The organism is Candidatus Poribacteria bacterium, assembly GCA_021295755.1.
GTDB lineage: Bacteria > Poribacteria > WGA-4E > WGA-4E > PCPOR2b > PCPOR2b.
Map to the genome: position 1 here is coordinate 13,076 of JAGWBT010000030.1, position 22,185 is coordinate 35,260.

Annotated in this window: 17 protein-coding genes; 10 read left to right on the forward strand and 7 right to left on the reverse strand. The window is 51.3% G+C overall.

Features of this window, described 5'->3' with window-relative positions; translation table 11 throughout:
• Positions 1–92: 92 nt before the first annotated feature.
• On the reverse strand, positions 93–1,310 hold the full coding sequence (locus tag J4G02_05945) for an ABC transporter permease (GenBank protein MCE2394119.1): 1,218 nt from the start codon (positions 1,308–1,310) through the stop codon (positions 93–95).
• A gap of 39 nt (positions 1,311–1,349) precedes the next feature.
• Positions 1,350–2,153, reverse strand: coding sequence for an outer membrane lipoprotein-sorting protein (locus J4G02_05950; protein ID MCE2394120.1), 804 nt, complete (start codon positions 2,151–2,153; stop codon positions 1,350–1,352).
• Positions 2,154–2,440: 287 nt separating this feature from the next.
• On the opposite strand from J4G02_05950, the gene J4G02_05955 reads away from it, so the two are divergent.
• From J4G02_05955 to J4G02_05985, 7 genes are all read left to right on the forward strand, one after another.
• Positions 2,441–3,913, forward strand: coding sequence for a hypothetical protein (locus J4G02_05955; protein ID MCE2394121.1), 1,473 nt, complete (start codon positions 2,441–2,443; stop codon positions 3,911–3,913).
• Positions 3,914–3,972: 59 nt separating this feature from the next.
• Complete coding sequence (locus J4G02_05960; protein ID MCE2394122.1) at positions 3,973–4,998, forward strand: hypothetical protein; 1,026 nt, start codon at positions 3,973–3,975, stop codon at positions 4,996–4,998.
• A gap of 27 nt (positions 4,999–5,025) precedes the next feature.
• Positions 5,026–5,853 (forward strand): phytanoyl-CoA dioxygenase family protein, encoded by an 828-nt coding sequence (locus tag J4G02_05965; GenBank protein MCE2394123.1) that lies wholly within the window; start codon positions 5,026–5,028, stop codon positions 5,851–5,853.
• Positions 5,854–5,915: 62 nt separating this feature from the next.
• A complete protein-coding gene (locus tag J4G02_05970; protein MCE2394124.1) occupies positions 5,916–6,260 on the forward strand; it encodes a hypothetical protein in 345 nt (114 codons plus the stop codon).
• A gap of 59 nt (positions 6,261–6,319) precedes the next feature.
• Complete coding sequence (locus tag J4G02_05975) at positions 6,320–7,849, forward strand: amidohydrolase family protein (GenBank protein ID MCE2394125.1); 1,530 nt, start codon at positions 6,320–6,322, stop codon at positions 7,847–7,849.
• Positions 7,850–7,912: 63 nt separating this feature from the next.
• The gene (locus J4G02_05980; protein MCE2394126.1) at positions 7,913–9,841 is read left to right on the forward strand and encodes a hypothetical protein; all 1,929 of its coding nucleotides are present in this window, start codon (positions 7,913–7,915) and stop codon (positions 9,839–9,841) included.
• 192 nt (positions 9,842–10,033) lie between these two features.
• Positions 10,034–10,978 (forward strand): dihydrodipicolinate synthase family protein, encoded by a 945-nt coding sequence (locus J4G02_05985; protein ID MCE2394127.1) that lies wholly within the window; start codon positions 10,034–10,036, stop codon positions 10,976–10,978.
• Positions 10,979–10,999: 21 nt separating this feature from the next.
• Here the strand turns inward: J4G02_05985 and J4G02_05990 are convergent, their stop codons facing one another.
• Both J4G02_05990 and J4G02_05995 read right to left on the reverse strand, forming a co-directional pair.
• Positions 11,000–12,832 carry a sodium/solute symporter gene (locus J4G02_05990; GenBank protein MCE2394128.1) on the reverse strand — a complete coding sequence of 611 codons (1,833 nt, stop codon included), beginning with the start codon at positions 12,830–12,832 and terminating at the stop codon, positions 11,000–11,002.
• The gene (locus tag J4G02_05995) at positions 12,829–13,077 is read right to left on the reverse strand and encodes a hypothetical protein (protein MCE2394129.1); all 249 of its coding nucleotides are present in this window, start codon (positions 13,075–13,077) and stop codon (positions 12,829–12,831) included. Before J4G02_05995 ends, J4G02_05990 begins: the two co-directional genes overlap by 4 nt.
• A 318-nt stretch (positions 13,078–13,395) precedes the next feature.
• Between J4G02_05995 and J4G02_06000 the strand changes: the two genes are divergently transcribed.
• The gene (locus J4G02_06000) at positions 13,396–14,388 is read left to right on the forward strand and encodes a phytanoyl-CoA dioxygenase family protein (protein ID MCE2394130.1); all 993 of its coding nucleotides are present in this window, start codon (positions 13,396–13,398) and stop codon (positions 14,386–14,388) included.
• A 108-nt stretch (positions 14,389–14,496) separates the two neighbouring features.
• A complete protein-coding gene (locus tag J4G02_06005; GenBank protein MCE2394131.1) occupies positions 14,497–16,149 on the forward strand; it encodes a thiamine pyrophosphate-requiring protein in 1,653 nt (550 codons plus the stop codon).
• Between the two features lie 18 nt (positions 16,150–16,167).
• Here J4G02_06005 and J4G02_06010 read toward each other — a convergent pair whose 3' ends face one another.
• From J4G02_06010 to J4G02_06020, 3 genes are all read right to left on the reverse strand, one after another.
• Positions 16,168–17,406, reverse strand: coding sequence for an MFS transporter (locus J4G02_06010; GenBank protein MCE2394132.1), 1,239 nt, complete (start codon positions 17,404–17,406; stop codon positions 16,168–16,170).
• Positions 17,407–17,552: 146 nt separating this feature from the next.
• Complete coding sequence (locus tag J4G02_06015) at positions 17,553–19,049, reverse strand: Nramp family divalent metal transporter (protein MCE2394133.1); 1,497 nt, start codon at positions 19,047–19,049, stop codon at positions 17,553–17,555.
• Positions 19,050–19,482: 433 nt separating this feature from the next.
• Entirely contained in the window at positions 19,483–20,628 is a 1,146-nt protein-coding gene (locus J4G02_06020) for a PD40 domain-containing protein (GenBank protein MCE2394134.1), read from the reverse strand.
• Positions 20,629–20,771: 143 nt separating this feature from the next.
• Between J4G02_06020 and J4G02_06025 the strand changes: the two genes are divergently transcribed.
• Entirely contained in the window at positions 20,772–21,662 is an 891-nt protein-coding gene (locus J4G02_06025) for an MBL fold metallo-hydrolase (GenBank protein ID MCE2394135.1), read from the forward strand.
• Positions 21,663–22,185 lie beyond the last annotated feature (523 nt).

The following is a 22,185-nucleotide window of genomic DNA, read 5'->3' on the forward strand; positions in this document are numbered from 1 at the left end:
TAAGTAATTCTATAATCTACCATAAATAAGTTTCTGTTGTACGATTTCTTAACATGAGTCAAATAGTTTATTCTGTTCCTTGATTGTTGGTTTCAATGGGCACGCATTGCCCTAGCTGGCAGAATGCGCGCTGCTTTCAGTGCGGGAAATATACTGACTATCCCTGCCGATAGAATGACGGTGATAGCGGGAATGATGAGACTCCGTGCGTTGACTTCGGCGTACATCGTTTGAAATTTGACGCCGCCGTAAGTAAATTCCTGTGGCATGGTAATACCATATATCGATAGCAGATGGTTAGCCGCAGTCCCGAGTACAGCACCGACGACAATGCTGCCGAAGGCGATGATGAGCACTTCGCAAACTACCAGCCAGAAGATTTGCACCGGTTTCGTTCCGACTGCTTTCAACACACCGTATTCGCTGGTTCTCTCCAGCACCGACATCAGGACAGTATTCAGTACACCGATAGCGACGATGAGCATAATGATAATCCGTCCGATAGCATCGCCCTGCTTGTCCGCCTGCATTGCCCGATAGAAAGCCTTGGCGACCACCTGCCAAGGAGCAACGTCAAGCGTTGAACTATTAAGATCAGCTTCGATTGCCTTCGTGATTTTATGAACACGATTAATGTTTGACACAATTACAACAATTTCGTGGGAACGTCCTTCGAGCACAAGTAACTCCTGCGCGTCTGCGATGTGGAGATAACACGCCATCCGATCTGTGATGTCGTCGCCGCTTTCTGCAATCCCGACAATCTTGTATAGGTCGTTAGCGATCGAGCCGTCGGCGCCCTGCGAGACAATCACGATTTCGTCACCAACCGTCGCAGGAAGGTTTTTCGCAAGCCCCTTCCCTAAAACGGCTTCTCGTGCTGGCTGCGCTGAGATTACCTTTCCATCAACGATTTTCTTGTCAAATCGGGTGGCTTGGACTTCACGCTCCACATCAACGCCAATGATTTGTACAGTGGTGCTTTTTTCGCCGACCGAGCCGAGTCCCGCCGAGTAGACTCGCGGCGTCCACGCCTCTACCCCTTTTACACTCTCGATGGTTTCTCCGATTGACTCATAGTCATCCATCGTTTTGTAGAGCGACGGTTTATCGAGATAGTCTCCCCGATGCACCTGAATATGCCCGATGCGATTCTGCGTAAACATAGCGATAATGTCGGAATACGCGCCATCAGACCAACCGATGAACACGGACGACAGTGTAAATCCGACGATCATTGCGAGTGCGGTTAGGATTGTGCGTCGTTTTTGACGGAAGATGTTGCGGAATGCAATTTTAAGTGTCATCATGGTCTAAAACGTAATGCGTAAAACGTAAATGAAGTTGATTTATCTCCGCTTTTGAAGGTTTCGGCGTGTGAAGACTTTTTCGTCAATACCCTTGTCAAACTCGGCCTCCACGAACCGTACAAGGGTTTTATGCCCCTCTTTGTTCTGCGGTATCATCTCCATTACTGAAGGTATAGTCTTCCCGTCAAACGATTTGATCTCTTTGAAATTCATCACTCGCGTCAGACGGCCCGTTTCGTCGTAGAAATGCTGCCAAACCGGAACCCGATCACTCATTCGGATAGCGACGATAAGTTTGCCCCAGACAATCGGAGAATCTTCCTTTGGCAACAATTGAATGTAGAGATGGTCGGGTTGGGCATCCGCCGGTGTGATGAGTTCGTAGGTGTAATCATCAAGCATCGATGATTCTTTGACGAGGTCATCGTTTGTAAAGTCGGAACCCATCCAAGATCCCATCATCATTGACGGTGGTACTTTCATCACCTTGTTCGTCTTGGGGAGATAGTTCCACATTTCGTTCCCAATCCGCAAGGTCGCAACACCTTTCTCCTTTTTGGGCGACGTTATCAAGATGAAGGTTCTGTCCATCCCCTGCGTCCAGACTTCCAAAGCCAAGGTTCTCTCCCAGTGTGGCGTAACAATCTGCATCTCCATGTTCGTTTGGCTCGTTTCACTACGATAGAGTTCGTCCATTCGTTTGACGATAGCTTTGACATCAATATCCGTGGCATGGCTTTCCGCAAACGCCGGAAGTTGAGCGACGAATAAGGAAAACAAGACCACCAAACCGCATAGAGAGAAAAGATTCAAGGCAGACGTTGGAGGTTGATTTCTATTCATAGAAACAAGATCCCTTTCCGATGGATATCACTCCATCGCTTACTGATTCTTGGATATTTTTGCGAGCATCGTTATTAAAAAAAAGAGGTATATTATGCCAATCTGCTACAGTTATCCGACGCAATTGAAAGAGAAACGTTTAAGTACTTTCTGCCCATTTGTATATTTGTGCTTTCCCGTTGACACCGAGGGGAATTTTTGCTACGATGGTGGTTATTCCAACATTGAGAACCGCTCACTGACCAAGACCTATTCAATCGAATTCTGCGAGAAAGGAGAGTTTCCCCATGCGAAAGAAACGAATCATCTACATGAACGATGCGCGTCACTACTACCTGTTCGTCTTTGAACCGCCGATGACGCTGGAGGACGCTTGGGTTCCTGTCGACGAAGTCGCCGGTACGGCAGTAGATACCTTCTGCTACGGTGTTGAGCGGGGGGATGGCCTGTTTTATCCATCCAAAATTGGTATGCGCTTTGGGGAAGACATCCAGCCTTTCGAGATGGCTGCGTATTGGCGCACATGGCACAACATGCAGAGTTTAATTGATCGAGGACTGGATCCATTGCGGGTTCTCATTGACCGGGCACACGACAAGGGGATGGATTTCATTGCTAGCCTGCGTATGCCCGCCCACGGTGGCATGAATCCAGCGCACCGGCTACAGGACGGCGGTCGTGGCTTGGGGCATCAGGAGGTACGCGACCACCAATTCGCCGTGCTGGAGGAACTGGCAACAGAGTACCCCACCGAAGGGCTAGAGTTGGACTTCGCGTTTCCGGGAGGCAGCGCTAACATTCGGGAAGAGGACGCTCGAGCCATGATACCCGTCCTGACAGAATATGTTGAGCAAATCGCTGAGATGGTCCGAAGCCGCCGCGGCGATTCGTGCGACCTTGGCGTTCGTGTGCTGCCCACAGAGGAAATAAATCTTGCACAGGGTCTTGACGTGCGGACGTGGTTTGAACGTGGTTTACTAGACTTTGCGATTCCGATGCGTTACGCCTACATGATTCTCGATCCCGACATCCCCATCGACTGGCTGATTGAGACAGCACATCAGGCGGATGCATCGGTCTACGGTATCTTACAACCTTATGTCCACGATGCCATGACCGGGGCACCGCAACGGATATGGCCCACGCCGGAACAGATGCGAGCGGCGGTAGCAAACAATTGGGCGCGCGGCGTTGACGGTTTATACACATGGTTTATGCGTTGGCCCCTAGGGGAGGTGGAACGCAGTATGCTGACCGAACTTGGCGACCCGGAGCTAGTGGCTGAAGGGGACAAATGCTACGTGGTCGCTCGAAACCATCAAGCCAAAGACGATAAAACCCACTACCCGACGCCACTGCCCGTCGAGATCAACGCCTCAGATGTTGGGACGCGGCATCCGATTCCGTTCTACATCGCCGATGATATCGCAGGTGCCAAGGGACGGATACGCCAAATTCGTCTCAGGATTAACATCACCGACCTTGTATCCGCCGACCGGCTCAATATTCGGCTCAATGATAAATCCCTGAAGGACGAGAGTTGTCTGCGCACCCACGGCTCAGAGATCAACGCTTACGGCGGTCAATGGCTAGAATTTCATTTGAGGGACGTTCTGCCGAGACAGGGCGAGAACCTGTTGGAGATCATTCTGGAAAACAGGGCACAAGGGTTGGTCAGCCCACTTAGGGTGGACGAGGTAGAACTTATCGTGGAATACGGTCCATACCCCTCTGCGCTGCAGCATCCGTCTCCGTACTAGTACATAATAACAGAGAAAACGAAGTTTTTAGACTCGATGCTTCATCTCAAGGAGACACCATGAAAGTCATTGAAGTCTCAGGTTCACCTCGCGAAATTGGCAATCTCACCGGCGAAGCGTTGCGTGAGGAAATCCGCGAACATCTTGCTCTTTTTCCACCAAACATCGACAGCACCGTTTGGGCACAACGATTTCCACGTTTCTTGGAGACGTTGAAAACGTATCTGCCGGCGGTTCTCTCGGAAATTGAAGGAACGGCATCCGGTGCCAATCTCCCCCTCGACACTATTTTTCAACTGAATCTCCCGATGTATGCCAATGAGCTGGTGGTCGATGAGGGGTGCACTAACACGGTATTTAGCAACGGATTGGACGGACCGCTCTGGGGCAAGAACAACGATGGGCTTGCCAAAGATGAACGTCGTCCAGCGTGTGCGCGAGTTATCCATCGAAATGACGCGATTCCTATGGCAAACTTTACCTTTTGTGGCATGGTTGCGACAACCGATGGCATGAACGCCGAAGGTGTAGCGGTGGGACACTCCTCCGTTGGAAGCGTTTTCCAACAGAGCGATGACTTCGTTCCGATACGGCTTTGGGCTTATGAGTGTCTGATGCAGAGCCGGACGACATCGGAATTTGTTCGACGACTGTCCCAACTCCCGACGCGCGGCAAAGGGTACAGTCATGTCTGCGTAGATGCGGAGGGTGTGATGTGTTCCATCGAAGCGCCATGCCCAATAATGCAGGTACGCAACCCAGAACCTGACGCACGTCACATGAACTGTGTCAACTGCTACCAACTGCCAACGCTTGCCGATGCTGACCGCCGTAGCGGAAGCGGCAAGTGCAACGCCAAAGCGAGACAGGGTTTCCTTGAACAAAGTCTTTCTAAGTTGTCCGACTACAGTCTGGTGGATATGAAAGCGATTTTGCGCCATCACGGTGATCTAAGCATCTGTCGTCACGGCGGAACGGATGACTCGCACACAGAATATTCGATGATCGGACTGACACAGAGCCGGCGGGTGTTGTTCGTAGACGGAAATCCATGCCAAGATACCTATCAAGAAATTCAGCTATAAAAGATAAAACAGAAGGAGATTAAGGTAATGCAATTGGAAACGCTTTCTTCGTTTGAAGACCAACATCACGAACAGTTTATGGAGCAGGGTTATCTGCGTCTGGGCAAACTCCTGTCACCCGACGAACTGGCCGCCATCCAACAACGCATAGACGATATTATGCTGGGCAAAATCCACTATGAAAACATGCGCTTTCAACTTGACCCTCGGCATACTGGAAGCGCTATGACCCGTACCGTAGGGAACCAAGAAGCAACCCTGAACTACCGGCGCATTGACGATCTGGAACAAGATCCGCTCTTTCTCGACTATATTCAGAAGCCCCTCATCCGCCAAATCACCCGCCGCTACATCGGGGAAGATGTAGCGGTTTTTCGATCTATGTTTATGAACAAACCCGCCGAGCGTGGGACGGAACTGGTGTGGCACCAAGACATCGGGGTCGGTTGGAAGATTGATACCAATCCGATTATCACGGTGTGGACTGCCTTTGATGCAGCGACCGTGCACAGCGGCTGTATGCAGATTGTGCCGGGCAGCAACAATCTGGGGATTCTCAACGAAAGACACTTCACGTCGGAGGAAGATCAGGCGAAATATACTCGCGATGAAGATGTAATGGACTTAGAAGCGGAGGCTGGCGAAGCCATTCTGCTACACAATTTTTTGCTGCACCGTTCAGGCGTCAACACGACCACGTCACCCCGTCGAGCGTTCAGTGCGACTTATATGGAGGTGGCAACTCAATCGGTGGTTACGGGCGATACGTTTCCGGTAGTTTTTGGGGAAGGCGCGCTTTCTCCCGATACGGTAATGGGTAAATCAGCCGAACGTATAAAGTTTTTTCATGGGTAGGACTTATGCAGCTCGTAGGGAACAACGATCGTTGTTCCCTACACTCGACCGAGGACGCTGGAATGGAAGGACCATTTCAACTAACGGACAGTGTCATCGACGCTGTTATCAATAGTATAGATCCCGCCGTTTTCCTGCTTCGCCGAATTGAAGAGACACCAAAATACGCGCATTACCGTGCCTTTATCGGTCACACAGATGGCAACCTCGCAGAAACGCTGAAACAGTGGCTTGACTCCAACTACCGCGTCTTTTCTTTCCAATATGTTGAATCAGTTGATGCAGCGTTCAAGCAACAGTGCACGATGTGGCACCAATTAGAGGGCCCCGACGGAAAACTGGACAACGAGCGACATCCGGAACCAAATGACGGACAGGTTATTCGATGTCCGGTATGTTCGACCTGACGATTTCCACTATAGCCATCTCACCTTAACAAACACGCCAAATCGTTCGGAGAAATCTCATGTCCATGTGGCTTACCAATCAGCAACTTCAGCACCTACAGCGCGCATACCAAAAGCAGGTGGAATGCCCCGTGCCAACGCAGGTCATCTCTAGTGGTGAATGTTTCCCGCCCCCGCAAACCCGTCAACAGGCGCAGGTCGAATCGCTGATTCAGGAAGAAGCCAAACTGTATGCTAGTCGTCAGGGGATACCCTGCCGAACTTACCTCCGTTCCCCAAGCGGTATGGCTGCCGCATTTCTAGCGATGAATCAGGTCCACGGCGAGGTCTACAACGTAGACACCGACGAAGCCGAAGATCCTGAGGCAGCGCAAGCACGGAAGGACGAGACCAAGGATCAGTTTATCTTCGACGTTCACACACACCACGTTCACGATGACTACAGTTGGGAAGGTCAACTCTGGATACGTGATGCTGCCCGCGGCAACAACCAATCTCGGATACCTTGGAACCCGGAATTGGTCGAACAGGAACTCGACCTGAAATATTACAAGTTCGACTACTACCTAAAGGACATGTTCTTCGACAGCGACACAACCATTGCGCTACTCAGTACATCTCCGTCTGTCGATCCATACAAGATACTCCTGTCTGATGATCAGATGGTTGCCACACGCAATCTGGTCAATCGACTGTCCGGCACACGACGGCTGCTAGCGCACGGTGTGATTTGGCCCAGCGTGCCAGAGTATCTGGAGGCGATGGACCGCGCTGCCACGGAACTCAAGGTGGATTCGTGGAAGGGCTACACCATTGGCGATGTTCTGGGTGCCGAACCGACCTTTGACAAACCGTGGCGCATGGATGACGATGACCTGACCTACCCGACCTACGAAAAAGCCCACAAGTACGGCGTCCAAAATATCTGCGTCCACAAGGGGGTGTTACCGATCGATTACGAGAGTATCCCAAACTGGCATTATGCCTCGTTGGAGGACCTCGGTAAAGCTGCCCAAGATTGGCCCGATCTGAATTTCCACATTTATCACGCCGGCTTGAAGATGTGGCGTGACGCACACGGGGTGAGTGAAGCATTTGAAAAAACTGGACGCCTGCCGTGGATTGATGAGATGGCTGCCATCCCTGAAAAATATGGGGTGTCGAATGTGTATGCCGACATCGGCCTCTCCTTCGGCGCGTTAGCCATTACGCATCCGAGGCTCGCGGCGGCAATGTTGGGGATACTGATTAAGGGTTTAGGGTCGAACCGCGTACTGTGGGGGACAGATTCGATCTGGGCAGGCTCACCGCAATGGCAGATTGAGGCGCTACGCCGTATCGAAATCCCAGTAGACCTACAGGACAAACACAGTTTGGAACCGCTGGGATCCGCCGATGGTCCCGTGAAAAATGCCATCTTCGGTATCAATGCCGCAGGTCAGTACGGCATCGAACTGGATAGCGATGGCCAACCGATCGCAAACTACAAGGACGATGAACTTTCACGTTTGAAAGCCGAGTATCTGGACGCGGGCAACCAGCGTGACAATCTGTTCTGGGGCTGGATCCAAAATCGGAAGTCAGGTTGAGCCGCTCCTGCGCGGTTGAGAGGGATTTGAAGTTACACCGAGTAATCAGTAACAGGAGTATGAATGCTTAAAAACGCAAAACACGATGAGCTAACCCCTCCGTCTTCAAGCCGCGCCCCCCAACCTACGAACCGAACACGATGGCGAGCCGTGGTTATCGGCACCTTGCTTCTCCCCGCCAATGCCTATTGGATCGCTTCCGGCGAAGCGACCTCAACGACTGTCTCCCTCTTTTTCAACATCATTTTTATCCTATTCATACTGCTCCTGCTGAATCTGCTGTTCAAGCAGATTGCCCCCAACGCCGCGCTAAATCAAGGCGAGCTGCTGATCGTCTATGTGATGCTGTCGATCTCCTCTGGAATTGCGGGACTCGACATGATGCGGGTGCTGATGTCGGTCTTAGTGGGACCGTTCTGGTATGCACGCCCGGAAAACGAATGGGCGGAACTCTTCTGGCGATTTATCCCCCATTGGCTCGCCGTCCAAGACAAAGAGGTCCTCAAAGGCTTCGCCGAAGGTGAGTCCAGTTTCTATGTACCTCAAGTTGTACAAGCATGGCTATTCCCCACGCTCATCTGGTCTGGATTCATTTTTCTACTAGTGTTTGGGATGCTCTGCATCAATGTTTTGGTGCGCAGACCGTGGACAGAAGCGGAAAAGCTGAGTTATCCCATCATTCAACTCCCACTTCAGATGACCGATGGTCGTTCCTCTCTCCTCTCGAACCGAATGATGTGGATCGGGTTTGGGTTGGGCGCGGGACTCGATATTCTCAACGGGCTTCATTTCCTGTATCCAATTATCCCCGGTCTAGGTGGGCGACTCTACGACCTTCGCCCTTTTTTCACTAACAAGCCGTGGAATGCGATAGGTTGGACCCCGGTCGCCATCTTTCCCTATGCGGTTGGACTTGGATTCCTAATCCCACTGGATCTCTCATTCGCCTGTTGGTTTTTCTACCTGTTCTGGAAGGCAGAGCGGATCCTCGCAAATGTCCTCGGCTTGCACTCCATCCCAGAATTTCCCTATATCGAACAGCAGACCACCGGTGCGTACTTGGGGCTATTTCTGATAGCACTCTGGATGACACGGCACCATCTGAAGCGAGTTGTTTCTGCTGCGATTGGAGGCGGGCGTGGGGAATCAGTGGACGAACCGATGAGTTACCGGGCTGCATTAATCGGACTGATTTTTGTCTTTGGGACACTGCTCTTTTTCTGTCAGCAGGTAGGGATGGCGCTGTGGAGTAGCTTCCTCTTTTTTCTCATCTACTACGCTATCTCGACAGCGATTACACGGATGCGCGCGGAGTTAGGATCTCCGGTCCACGACCTACATTTCTCAGGACCGGACACAACATTGGTCAAAGTGCTAGGGACTCGTGTCCTCAGCTCAAATGAACTGACCATGTACGGGCTTTTCCACTTCTTCAATCGCGCCTACCGTGGGCATGTGATGCCTCACCAACTCGAAGGATTCAAACTGATGGAGCGGTCACGGTCAAGCCACCGACGGCTGCTGTGGGGGATGATTGTGGCAATTGCCCTGACAGGACCCGTTGCGTTTTGGGCTTATCTCAGCGATGGGTATAGATATTCCGGCGCTATAGGGTATGCGTGGCGACCGTTCAATAAGTTACAGTCGTGGTTATATCATCCGTTGTCACCGGACTATGGCGCAATGGGTGGACTGATTTTCGGTATGGTCACGACACTGTTTCTGATGGTGATGCGGATGCGCTTTATCTGGTGGGTGTTCCATCCGGCGGGATTCGCGGTCTCTAGCAGTTGGTCGATGAACGTGTTCTGGGGTTCGATTTTTGTGAGTTGGTTGCTAAAACTGATTCTTCTAAAACTGGGTGGTGTCAAAACACATCAAAAGGCAATTCCGCTGTTTCTGGGACTGATTTTGGGTGAATTTGTCATCGGTGGATTCTGGTCGTTACGTGGGGCTATATGGAATATCCCAACATACCGGTTCTTGTTCTAACTGACCGACCGGAATTCATACGTGCAAGACTCGTGTTAAGAAATTGTACAACAGAAACCTATTTGGTTCATCAGTACATTGGTTTATTTTTCACGTTTTACGCATCACGTTTCACGCATTCTGCGTTTTGCACTGTCTGTTGACATGAACCATGTGCAATTTATCCTAGGAAAGTAAAATAAGGAGGATATCATGAGTCACTATGACAACGTACGCAATCGGATTCACCGTCAAATGGTTCCCTTACCGATTCTTTATCGCGATGATTATTCTATCGACCATGCGGGGCTGGCGAAATATGTCGCTTGGCACTTGGAGAACGATACCCAAAACTTTTGTCTGACCTTCACCTACAGCCAACTCGATTTTGTTACAACTGAGGAGATTATAGAGGTAACGCGCACAGTGATGGAGGTTGTACGGGACGATGCCGTATTCATCTCCTGTACGGGCGGCGGTCCCCTACACGAAGCGATCCGGACAGTGCAAGCATTCGAGAAGACTGGGGCGCACGCAGCGTTTGTCCATCTACCGGAGCATTGCCTACAAAACCCCTCCCACTGTGGTGAGCTCTACGTGGAATACATCCGCGGCGTGGCAAAAGAGACCGAAATCCCTCTCTTGGCGGTGGCGCTGCCAATTCCTTGGAGCGCTCCCTCTCAGACAATGCTGCCCGCTCAGCGTTTTGAAGAACTTTGCGAAGAGGAGCAATTTATCGGCATCAAAGACGATATTTACATACTGGACAATCGGATGGAGTTGGTTCGCAAATTCTCTGGACGTATGGGCATCACCGGGGGCGGTATGTTCACCCACTACATCTTTTTTCACCATTTTCCCAACCAAGGTGAGTTTGCCGGGATTTATAATCCCAAACGTGGGCAGCGCATGTTTGAGTTGCTCGATGAGAACAACTACCTGGAGGTAATTAAAATGATGGAGGCAGACACACAAAGTGGGCTTGCACTACCTGACCTGCATTGGATGGCACGCAATCAGGTAGTGTTTTATGGGATGGGTTTTGCGGAGACCTATGTCATGCGTCCCCCAATAGCCACAGCCACCGAAGCACAGGCACAGGCGATTATTGAACACATGCACCAAACACCGGCACTCTTTGAACGGGTGGGACGATAAGTGAGAAGACCTTGCATCCTCTCAGAGTATCTTCTCTACCGTGACGGGCAGCTCGATACTAAAATTCGCACGATCGACGGCCTCATCGTGTAGGATGACGACGCCGGTCTCCTGATGCGGCATATCGGCTTTCAGATGCACGGAGCGCAGACCGCCGAGCCATCGCCGGGCATCTGACACGTAGATGAGGTCCCCTTCCTGAATGGAGAGTTCGTCCATCAACTCGACTGGCAGCCGCACACGATCGGCGTCAATCGCATCTGTACGAAACTGGAGGGGTGAGGAAGTTCTCGGTTCAGACCGATTGGGTTCACCGCCCTTAAACAGTCGCATCCCTTCGGACAAGGTAGCGATACAGAGTCCGGGGAGATCTGATTTTGGTCGCGGTTTAGTAAAGAGCGTGATGCCCACGCCCAGTACAACTGTGACCAGCGTACCGAACAGTCCGCGCATATATATGTATCCCTTATCGGGAGGCACGCCGTGGGCAAGCGGTTCAATCAGAAAATAGAGGGCTTTGTGATGGGTAATGAGGGTAAGTAGAGATCCCAAGAGCAGCGCCCAGAATGCTGCTGCCGATGTGAAACGGGACCAGAGAACGCCCATCAGCAGGACCACAATCAGCGATGGCAATATCGTTGTGAAAAACTTTGAGTGCGCCGTATAGATCTGATCATCTAGTTCAAAGATGGGAACGAGCACCAGTCCTAGCAGTGTCGCGCCGACAGCAGCCAAGCGAGCGGCGTGGAGATAGTACTTATCGTCTTTGCCCGGCACAACAGTCTTCCAGATGTCGTTGACACCCACGGCAGAGACAGCGTTAATAAGTGTATCGAGTGTAGACATCAACGCTGCCAACAGCGCAGCGATAACCAGACCAAACACCCCCGGCTGGGTGATGACTTTCATCACCATTACAAAGACGCTCTTTGCTTTTTCTGGTGCTTCGGGCCAACCATAAGTCTCCATCGCTTTGCCGACCCAACCCCCATTGCTGACAACGATTGCTGCGATAGGCATCAGGACAAGCACCATCACAATCATGGCTTTGCGACCATCATGGACGGACTTGACCGACAGGAAGCGCAGAATAATGCCCTGATTGATAAAAAAGAACGCGACAGTGCCTGAAAGCGCGTCGCCCCAGAACGTGCCAATGAAGTGAAAGTTTGCCGGTTCGTTGAATTGCGGGAACGGGACCTTGTGTGTCGCCGGCAGTCCGTTCCAAAACGCGTCCCAACCACCGACGTGATGGATGCCGAGCACGAAGATGCCGATACCAGCGACAAGTAGGATCATGCTCTGGAACAGATCGGTCATGAGCACCGACATCTGTCCCCCGCTGTGCATATAGGCAAGCGAAATAATTGCTACTATCACGGCTCCCACCATCACCGGCATCCCTATGACACGGTTCAGAACGACGGCGATCGTCTGTAGATTCATGCCGATATAACCGACAAGATACAGCACGATCAGGATCAGTACCATGAATCTGGTGCGGCGATCGAACCTGCGTTCAAAATACTCAGGGATAGTGCTTATGCGGTTGAAGTAGATAATGGGGAACCAGCCGAGCAGGAACAGCGGCATGATGAACCAGTCGTTCGTGTAGTACGTCATACTGGCAAGTCCGCTGTCGTAGCCCAGGTCAGAATAGTTGATAAAACTGTAGGAACCGACGAGGGTGGCAATACATGACGCAGCGATCAACCACCAGACGAAGCGTTGACCACCGAAGAAGAAGTCCGCTGTGGATTTCGTATATCGCCCGAAGTAGATGCCACAAGCCACAATAGCCGCGAAGTAGAGAATGATGACGGTGTAATCGAGTGTATGGAGTGAATCGCTCATCTGCCGGGGGGTCCCTCCACGGAAAAGATCCAAATCAGGTGGATGCCTGCGAATAGGAAGAAGCCGACGACGAGCACCCAGATGATCCACCGGTCAGCACGCAATCCCTTGTACACCGTACCGGCACGGAGCGTAACCCAAAGAGAGCCAAAAAAGAACAGTCCACCGAATAGATATTGATAAAACCACGCAAACCAGTTGTCCGACAGAATACTGCGAACAAATACAACAAATTGATCTATCATAAGCAACTTCCTAGAAAATATGATTCCTGTTTATAGTCGGTCAGATCACTCAAACAGAGTTACTTGACAGCCATCTTAATTTGCTATTGTAGCACAACCCAAGAAACCGGTCAACACCTTTTCGTCAATGCCGTCACACAATCAAAATCTCGTTTAAACTTCCATTTGGTCCCGCTGCTTTGTCCCTATTGATTTTTGTGTTCTCAATTCTTCAGAATTCTGTTATAATTATAGAATGATCGTTTTGCTTCCACTGACCTGTCCTATAGGAAGCAGTCGGATACAATCCCCACAAAGGAAACAAAGGAAGGTAACAAGATGGCGCATCTTACCGAAGCTCAAGTGACACAATTTAAGGAAGAGGGGTACCTGGTCGTTGAAGACGTGTTGGACCCCGAACAGGATATAGATCCAGTCATCGAAGAGTACGCAGGTGTCTTGGATCAGCTCGCCCAAGACTTATATGATAAGGGCGAAATATCTTCGACGTATGATGATCTGCCGTTTGGCGATCGCCTGACGAAAATTTATACTGAATCTGGCAGGGTGCATGCTCAGTATTTCGACTTTTCGTTGCCCCAGCAGAATGTGCAGCCGGATACACCGATGTGGGTGGGACCTCAGGTTTTCCACCTGCTGCGCAACGAGAGACTTCTCGATGCTATCGAATCGTTGATCGGCCCCGAAATTTACTCGAATCCGGTGCAGCACGTACGCCTGAAGCCGCCGGAGCACCTCTGTCCCGTCAACGAAGACACCGGACGTCCCCAGATAGGGGCGACCCCATGGCATCAGGATACCGGGGTTGTCACACCAGAGGCGGATGAAACCGATATGCTGACAGTTTGGTTCGGTTTGTGGGATGCTACCATTGAAAATGGCTGTCTCGAAGTTATTCCCAAAAGTCACCGTGAAGGATTACTTCAGCACTGCATCACGAGCACCGACCTGTCAAGAGGATTTGGTCGCCATATTCCGGGCAAATTTCTGCGAGAGCCAGATAGCGTACCTATCCCGCTCAAACGCGGAGGCGTCCTATTTTTCCACCGTCTTAACTGCCATAGCTCGTTGCCGAATAACAGCGACAACATTCGTTGGAGTTTTGACCTTCGCTATAACCCGACGGGGCAACCAACCGGGCGCAGTGCATTTCCGGGCTTCGTTGCGCGCAGCCGTTCCAATCCGGAGAGTGAATTGCATGATCCCGAGGAATGGGCAAATCTGTGGTATGAGACGCGCAGCCGGCTGTCGGGAAGTGAAGACAATCCCACCTTCCACCGCTGGAAGACGGACGATCCTCGCTGTGCTTAGGTATAGGTATACGGGAAAGGGTATAAGGAAGTGGGGCAGCAAGGAAAGTACCTCGTCGCCCCACTCTCCTTGACAATCAAACCCCAAGATGTTCAGGGAGGATGGTTGGTGAAAGTTCTTGATGCCATAGCGCATATCATGAAGAAGGAGGGCGTTGAGTACCTCAGCGCCTACCCCACAACCGCTCTGATCGAGTCGACTGCCGAGGTTGGCATACGACCGATCATCTGCCGTCAGGAACGGGTAGGGGTAGGTATCGCAGATGGCTACGCGCGGGTGAATAACGGAACCCCACCGGGTGTGTTCGCTATGCAGAATGGGCCCGGTGCCGAAAACGCCTTCGCGGGCGTTGCCACCGCCTACTCAGACGCTGTGCCGATGTTACTGCTCCCGCTGGGTCATCCCAGAGCACGTGACGGCGTATTCCCTCTCTTTAGCTCGGTGCGCAGCTTTTCAGACATCACCAAATCCGTCGAGCAGATCAGCACCGCTTCACAGATCGGCGAGACAATGCGCCGGGCATTCGCTAGGCTCAAGATGGGGCGGCCGGGTCCTGTCATGGTTGAGATACCCACCGACATCGCGGACGCAGAGGTAGATGCATCAATCCTTGAGAGTTACAAGCCCGTCAAAGCTACGCTTTCAAAAGCCGATTCTCAGGATATCCTTGCTGCAACCCGCGCGCTGCTCGACGCAAAAGCTCCCATTATCCACGCCGGACAGGGGGTGTTATACGCGGACGCCACCGAGGAATTGGTAGAACTAGCAGAACTGCTACAGGTGCCTGTCATGACCACGCTGGCGGGAAAGAGCGCCTTCCCCGAAAAGCACCCCTTGGCGCTAGGAAGCGGCTCAAGTGTCATGAACGGCTGTGTCTATCACTTCCTAGGTCAAGCCGATGTGGTATTCGGGATCGGCACCTCCTTCACAAAGCACGGCATGACCACAACCATCCCTTCCGGTAAGACCTTCATCCATGCGACAAACGACCCAACAGACATAGATAAAGATTACTACGCAGATTATCCTGTCATCGGGGACGCCAAGCTGGTGCTGCAGCAATTCATAGAGGCTTGCACAGACCTCCAAAACCCAAGCGTCAACCAAAATGACAGCAAAGTTGTGGAAGATATTGCATCTGTTAGAAAGGCGTGGTTGAAGGAGTGGACGCCCAAACTCACATCGGATGAGGTTCCCATCACCCCCTACCGCGTCATCTGGGAGTTCATGAACAATGTCGCTCCGGCGGAAGCCATCGTTACCCACGACTCTGGAAGTCCCCGCGACCAACTTATGCCGTTCTATCAATCGGGAGGTCCCCGAACCTACTTGGGTTGGGGCAAGTCGCACGGGCTTGGAACCGGGCTTGGACTCAACATCGGGGCAAAACTCGCCGCGCCCGACAAATTCGTGGTCAACTTTATGGGGGATGCCGCATTCGGGATGACAGGGCTGGATTTCGAGACAGCTGCCCGAAACAGTATACCGATCCTCACCGTAGTGCTGAACAATTCCACTATGGCTATAGAAACAACGCACATGGCGCGATCCCACGAGCTATATGGAACAAGAGATATTCGCGGGAACTATGCCGATATGGGGCGGGCTATGGGCGGATGGGCGGAACGGGTAGCGGATCCCGCAGATGTGGGTCCAGCGATTCTGCGTGCTCGGAAAGCCACTGAGGATGGACAAGCGTCATTGCTCGAATTCATCACTAGCGAAGAAACCGCCTTTTCGTACAGGCGTCCCTTCGGGTAGCAATCCCGGATTGTGCTATCAATCAACCTTAGGAACTCGCTCGTCTGAAACCATCGGTTGTCGCCACAGCGACGGCATCAGCAGTGCTACCGACGAAAGCAACACAATCCCCAACACTGCGTCAATTCCGATGGCAAATGGTGTGCTGCTCATTGACGCAATAGCACCAACCATAAGCGCCCCTAGTGGACCGGCACCGATGGCGAGACTGATAACGCCTAGCGCTCGTCCCCGCATCTCCTCCCTAGATCGCAGCATTACAAGGGTTGACTGCATGGTCGAAAAGCCCGATGTCCCGAACCCCAAAACAAATAAAACTGGCAGGGCAGCGTAGTACCACCGCACCATCGAGAAGCATAAGAGCATAATCAGCCCAAGCATTGACCCGCCGATGTACAACCGCCCATGGAAGCGGATAACCCCTATCGAAGCAACGCAGATCGCACCAAAAAGTGCGCCCAATCCTTCAGCACCTAGGAGCGTTCCCATCAGTCCGGGACCAATCAAAAGGACATCGCGAGCGATGACCGGAATCATCTGTGCGTAGGGAAAGAGTAGCAAATTCATCAGGATGGTGACAAGTACGGTTGCCACCAGCACATTGTCGCGCCTCACATACCGGAACCCTTCCACCAAGTTGCCAAGGACGCTAGACAACCCAAGATGGCTCCGGTCGACAGGCGGCAGGCTCACTGCTGTGATTAGGGTAATTGCCACAACATAGATTGCACTGACAACGATGTATCCTCCCACCACATCAACCGTGGTTATCAGCGCGCCCGCCAACGCCGGACCGATCATGCGGCTCGCCTGCATACCGACAGAATCCATCGCCATAGCGTTGGTCACCCCCGCTCTGCCGACGAGATCGTGTATGGCTGAACGTCGCGATGGCATATCTAGTGCCCACCCGATACCTGTGCACCCCATCACGACGTAAGCGTGCCAGAAACGTATCGCTCCGGTCTTGAGCAGCAGCACCATCGCAAAGGCAGCGATACAGCTTATTACCTGCGTCATGATAAGGATTCGGTGCTTATTGACTCTATCAGCCAACACACCGCCCACCATGCCAAGTATCAGAAGCGGCAGCATCCCAAAGAAACCGACCAGAGCTACTGAAAATGGCGAATCCGTCAACTCTAGGACAAGCCAACCCAGCAGTGTTAGCTGCATCCACCGGCAGATGTAGGCGAGGAAGTTCGCGGGCCAAAGCAACCGGTAACTGCGGTTGCCGAATGCCTCGAAAGTGCGCAAGGAATGCCCCCTGCGCACTGTTAGTCGTGAAGTATTTGCCATTAAACGTTGAGGGTTACCCTATAGAGACCTGTCCATCGCTTTAGATTGTGAGAGGCTCGCTCGCCATGGATTAGAAAATCCGCGGCACATCGTTGAGAAATGTACTATTGCCCGCCACCGAAGATTTTGCCGCCTAAGCTCCAGATACTAACGCCTGCAAAAGCAATCTGAATCAACGCAGATATAAATCCACCGATCCACATCACACGGTGCGTCCGATAAGAGCTAGGGAGTTTGGCATTCAAGCGCAACGCAAGAACCATGACGAATGAAATCGCAAAGTTTCCCAAAGTGCCCGCAATTTGCGTGAGAATATCAAACTTTAGATCGGCCCAAATGACAATAAAGGTGGAGACGAAAAAATAGGCACAGATGACACGCTGGATTTTAGAATAGGGCCATTCGCGGGAGGGCCACAGCGCCTCTAAAAATTCGTGCGATACACGGGTAAGGACTTCAGGCACAGCTTGTAGAGTTCCCCAAAGTGCCGCGATGATACAGACGTAGTAGACCCAGACCAATGAAGGGTGAATATTACTCCAAACGTGAGCCTGCTCGGTGAGTAGGCTCCACCCTTCAAATCGGCTTTGTAGTGGATACAAAACAGCAGCACCAGATATCATAAATGCTGCCGTTACAATAAACAGAACGACTGCGCCCATGCCAGCATCCCACCGCAACGGCGCGACAAGTTGTCGTAATCGGCTGACCTGTTCTGGTGCGTCGGGCAGGTAGTCAATCGCATCGTGCTTGAAAGCATAGTCGCGGATGGCGTCAATATTTTGATGTCCTGTCAACCCCCAACGGTGGAGGCCAATCCAGTTGGCGTAGACGATATAGCCCATCGCCCCACCGCCAACGTAAGCAAATGTTGTCGCCATCGTCAGCAGCGGATTCTGACGCGCATCGTCTGGTGTCCACTCTGGAAACGCTGGCAGGTGTCCAACATTGACGGATCCGATGAAGGCTGCCCAGAGATTCGGACGTACCATCAAGGTTCCGATAATCGTTCCAGTCACAAGGATCAGGCAGATGATGACCTGCTGCTTTTCCAGTCTGTTGTATGACATCTTCAGGCTGAGTAGCAAGGCAAGACCAATGAAGGCAGAGGTGAAGATGTTTTCCCAAATCGGTTCGGGGATTGATTGCGGAACTCCGTTAAATAAAAAGTGAAATAGATCCGCACACGGTTTAGCAATCGGCACCCAAGCCATCGGACCGCCGATTAATTCAACTAACATAATCATAAGCAACAACCAACCGCGCGGTCCGGGTAGCCTTACAAGACGATGTCCAAGATATTCGCCGCTAACGGCGGTGTAACGTCCGAGCAGATAGGTAAGAAAAACACCTTTAACGATACAGCTTATAAGCACGAGCCATAGGAGATCATAGCGTGCCCAAGCACCTGTACGGACAACGACAATCGTTTCGCCGGCACCGATACTAACCGATGCTACAATTGCGGCGGGTCCAAAGACAGCCATTAAACCGAGCAGTTTCTGCATTGACCACGGTTGACCAAAAACCCCGGTAGGAGGTGGAATTTCGACCGTGCCTATCTCTTCTTGATTCTCATCGATTGTTTCTTTTTCCTCCATAGTTTCTCCTGTTGGTTAGGTCAGAAAAATAATCCGGATAATTTTCCTCCGGTATCCCAGTGAAATTGATAAACCACTTCTTATCGGAGTAAAATTTTGCGTCTGCAGCACAACCTGTTAGGTTGCACTTAGACCCAGTTTTGGCAACCAATTCACCATAGCAGCTGAATCTTTTGCTTGAAGAATTCGACTTGCCAACATTATAGCCACAGGAGAAAAAGTGTCAACAAAAAACGGGGCATAGTAGATATATGTATAGGACTTACGCGCTTGAACGCTCAAAGCCCTGTAGTTCGGCGATTCATCGCCGTAGGATACCGTTTCCAACGCCCGATGAATCCCCGACTTGTCGGGACAGGCGGGCAACTACAATCTGAAGTGCGTAAGTTCTGAATGAACTAGAAGATGTCCTACTACCCGATGATGTACAGCCTCACCCTGATACAATCTCCTCCACATTCGCCAGATAAATCTGGCGCGAACCTTCATGTACCGAGTCAAACGTTATCAGCCTACCATCAGACGACCAGCGTGGATGCAGGTCACATCGGATATCCCCCGTGAACATTTCTTCTGAATAAAACCGCCCCAACTCAATCTTCCTCTCTCGCCTGATGTCATACAGCATGAGTTCCGCCAGACGTTGTGGATTTTTCGGATAAGTATCACATACAATCCAATTTCTGTCCGGAGAAAAACTCGCATGACCGTCTTGTGGGAGAACCCCCGCTCCGAATGGCTTAAAATCTTCCTTGTCATCCGTCAATTCCAAAAACTGCATCTCTCCTGTTACGTCGCTAGAGATTAAGATACGGCTTTCGTCTCGCCAATCAAAGTGGGAAACCTTATTCCCAAATGGAATTTGACAGACCAGATTTGAACCATCGGGATTCACCGTCCAGAGCGATGACAAGAAACCATCTCCGTTTCTGATACGACAGAAAAACAGAACCCGCGTTCCATCGGTGTTAAAGAGGACATGGTTAAACCAAGCCAACCCGTCTGGTATATTCATATCTTGACTTTCCCGAATCACATCGGCGATTGATAAAATCAGATTTGAACTTCCATTTCGTAAATCCAGCAGGAACAAACCATCGTCTGTGGGATGCGGCTGCAAACTGTCTGAATCCATCTCGTTCGCGTACCCAACCACAGCGCGACAGTGTGCCATGCGGGCAAAATTCAACCCAAGTGCAAACGGTTGAGTCGGTGAGAGCGCAGCAACAGCGCCGTGAATGGTTCGGGTTTCTCTTGTTTGCAGGTTAATTGCTCTCGAAACCAACCTCTCATTTTCCCAATCGTTGAAGGTGAACTCGCTCCCAAAGCCCACATCAATCCAGTGCATCATACTGCCTTGCTGTAGATTGAAGGCACTGGTAGATCCGTACGGAATAAAGGCATGGGTTTCTCTGTCTATCAATCCTACCGATGCGACATCTCCAACAGTCGGTCGGTGTTCGTGGAAATCGGTTTCGAGCGACAGATGGTAGCGGCGCGATGGATCCCACACATCAATGCCGTAGTACCCGTAGAAATGGTGTTTAGGGGGTGACGAAAGCCGGGTGATGGTAATCATAAATCTCTCCTTACGTCCAAAAAGAGGTTGAAGGCTAGGATAAAACATGATAACCTCAAAAGCAATGATATTCACCACTTATTCAGCCATCTAGTGCCTCAGAAAGTGATATACATACCATCGACTCGGAGGAAAAATTCCATATGTCAATCCGTTTAACCCTTCTCGGAACCGGCACACCAACACCACTTCTTCATCGTGCAGGTTCTAGTTATCTGGTCACCCTAGGAGAGGAGCTACTTCTCTTTGATTGTGGTCCCGGTTGTGTGCGGCGGCTACTGGAGAAAGGTGTATCACCAACCCGTATCACGCACCTATTCTTAACCCATCTTCATTACGACCACTGTGTCGATTATGGCTATCTGGTCTTGTCGCGCTGGGATCAGGGTGTCGGCAAAATTCCAGAGCTAAGTGTGTATGGCCCTCCACACACTGAACGGATGACCCGACTGCTCTTCGGTGAAACCGGTGTATTCGGACCGGATCTGGCAGGAAGAACCGAGCATCCCGGCAGCCATTTCATCTATGAAAAACGGGGCGGCGTATTGCCACGCGAGCGACCGAACCCAATAGTGACTGAGGTCACTGATGGGGCCGTAGTGGAATGTACGGATTGGCGCATAAAAGTCGCAGAAGTCGTCCACTGCCAACCCCAACTCACCTGTCTCGCCTACCGCTTGGAGGCACACGGCCATTCCATCGTCTTTGGCGGTGATACGGGGCCAACAGCAAAACTCACCGAACTTGCAGCGGGCGCCGATGTACTAGTGCACATGTGTCACTTTATCAATGGGGTTGTTACAGATCCCAGACTGACGGGCTGTTGTTCAGGGCATCTGGACGCAGCGCGCACCGCACGTGATGCCCAAGTCGGCACACTGGTGCTGGTTCACCTAACGGAGCAGGTTGCACGCCCTGGGATACGTGAACGTTTGTTGTATGAGGCGGGGCAGATTTTCGACGGTCATATCGTCTTTGGAGAGGATTTGCTTGATATACCGCTTGATGGGATAAAAGCGGAATTGATTCAGTAGAGATTGTAACCCAAGTTGCTAGTTATGTGCGGCGCGATAAAAGTCAATCCCTATACCCGTAGGTCGGACGTCTCCCGATGCCGTCCCAAGCATCCCGACTCATCGGGACTTCGTTGTACCCAATAAATCGGGTTCTCAACTTGCCGGAACTACAAAGCTCCAGCGGGGTGATAAGTGTATAGAACATCGGTAAGCCTATTGACCCAAGCTCTAGTAGTAAGTATATTGCTTTGAATCTCCCGACAGGTCGGGATTCCTCCGACAGATCGGAGTCCTCGGAACGGGAGGGGTAACTGACTCATCCACTCTTTGCCTCCAATCCCTTTTCCCGCACCGAGCAAAAAAAAGATCAAGCCTCAGCTAGAAAAAGGTGCTTTCCTTCGCTAAGGTTTGACCTTATATATACTACTAGGGCATTATGCTAGTTAGCTTCCCTATTTTTATGGTCAATAAAAATAGGGAAGCTAAAAAGCCCTCCAGTCTGTTACCATAGATGGACTCGACAACCCATCTAAAACTGGAG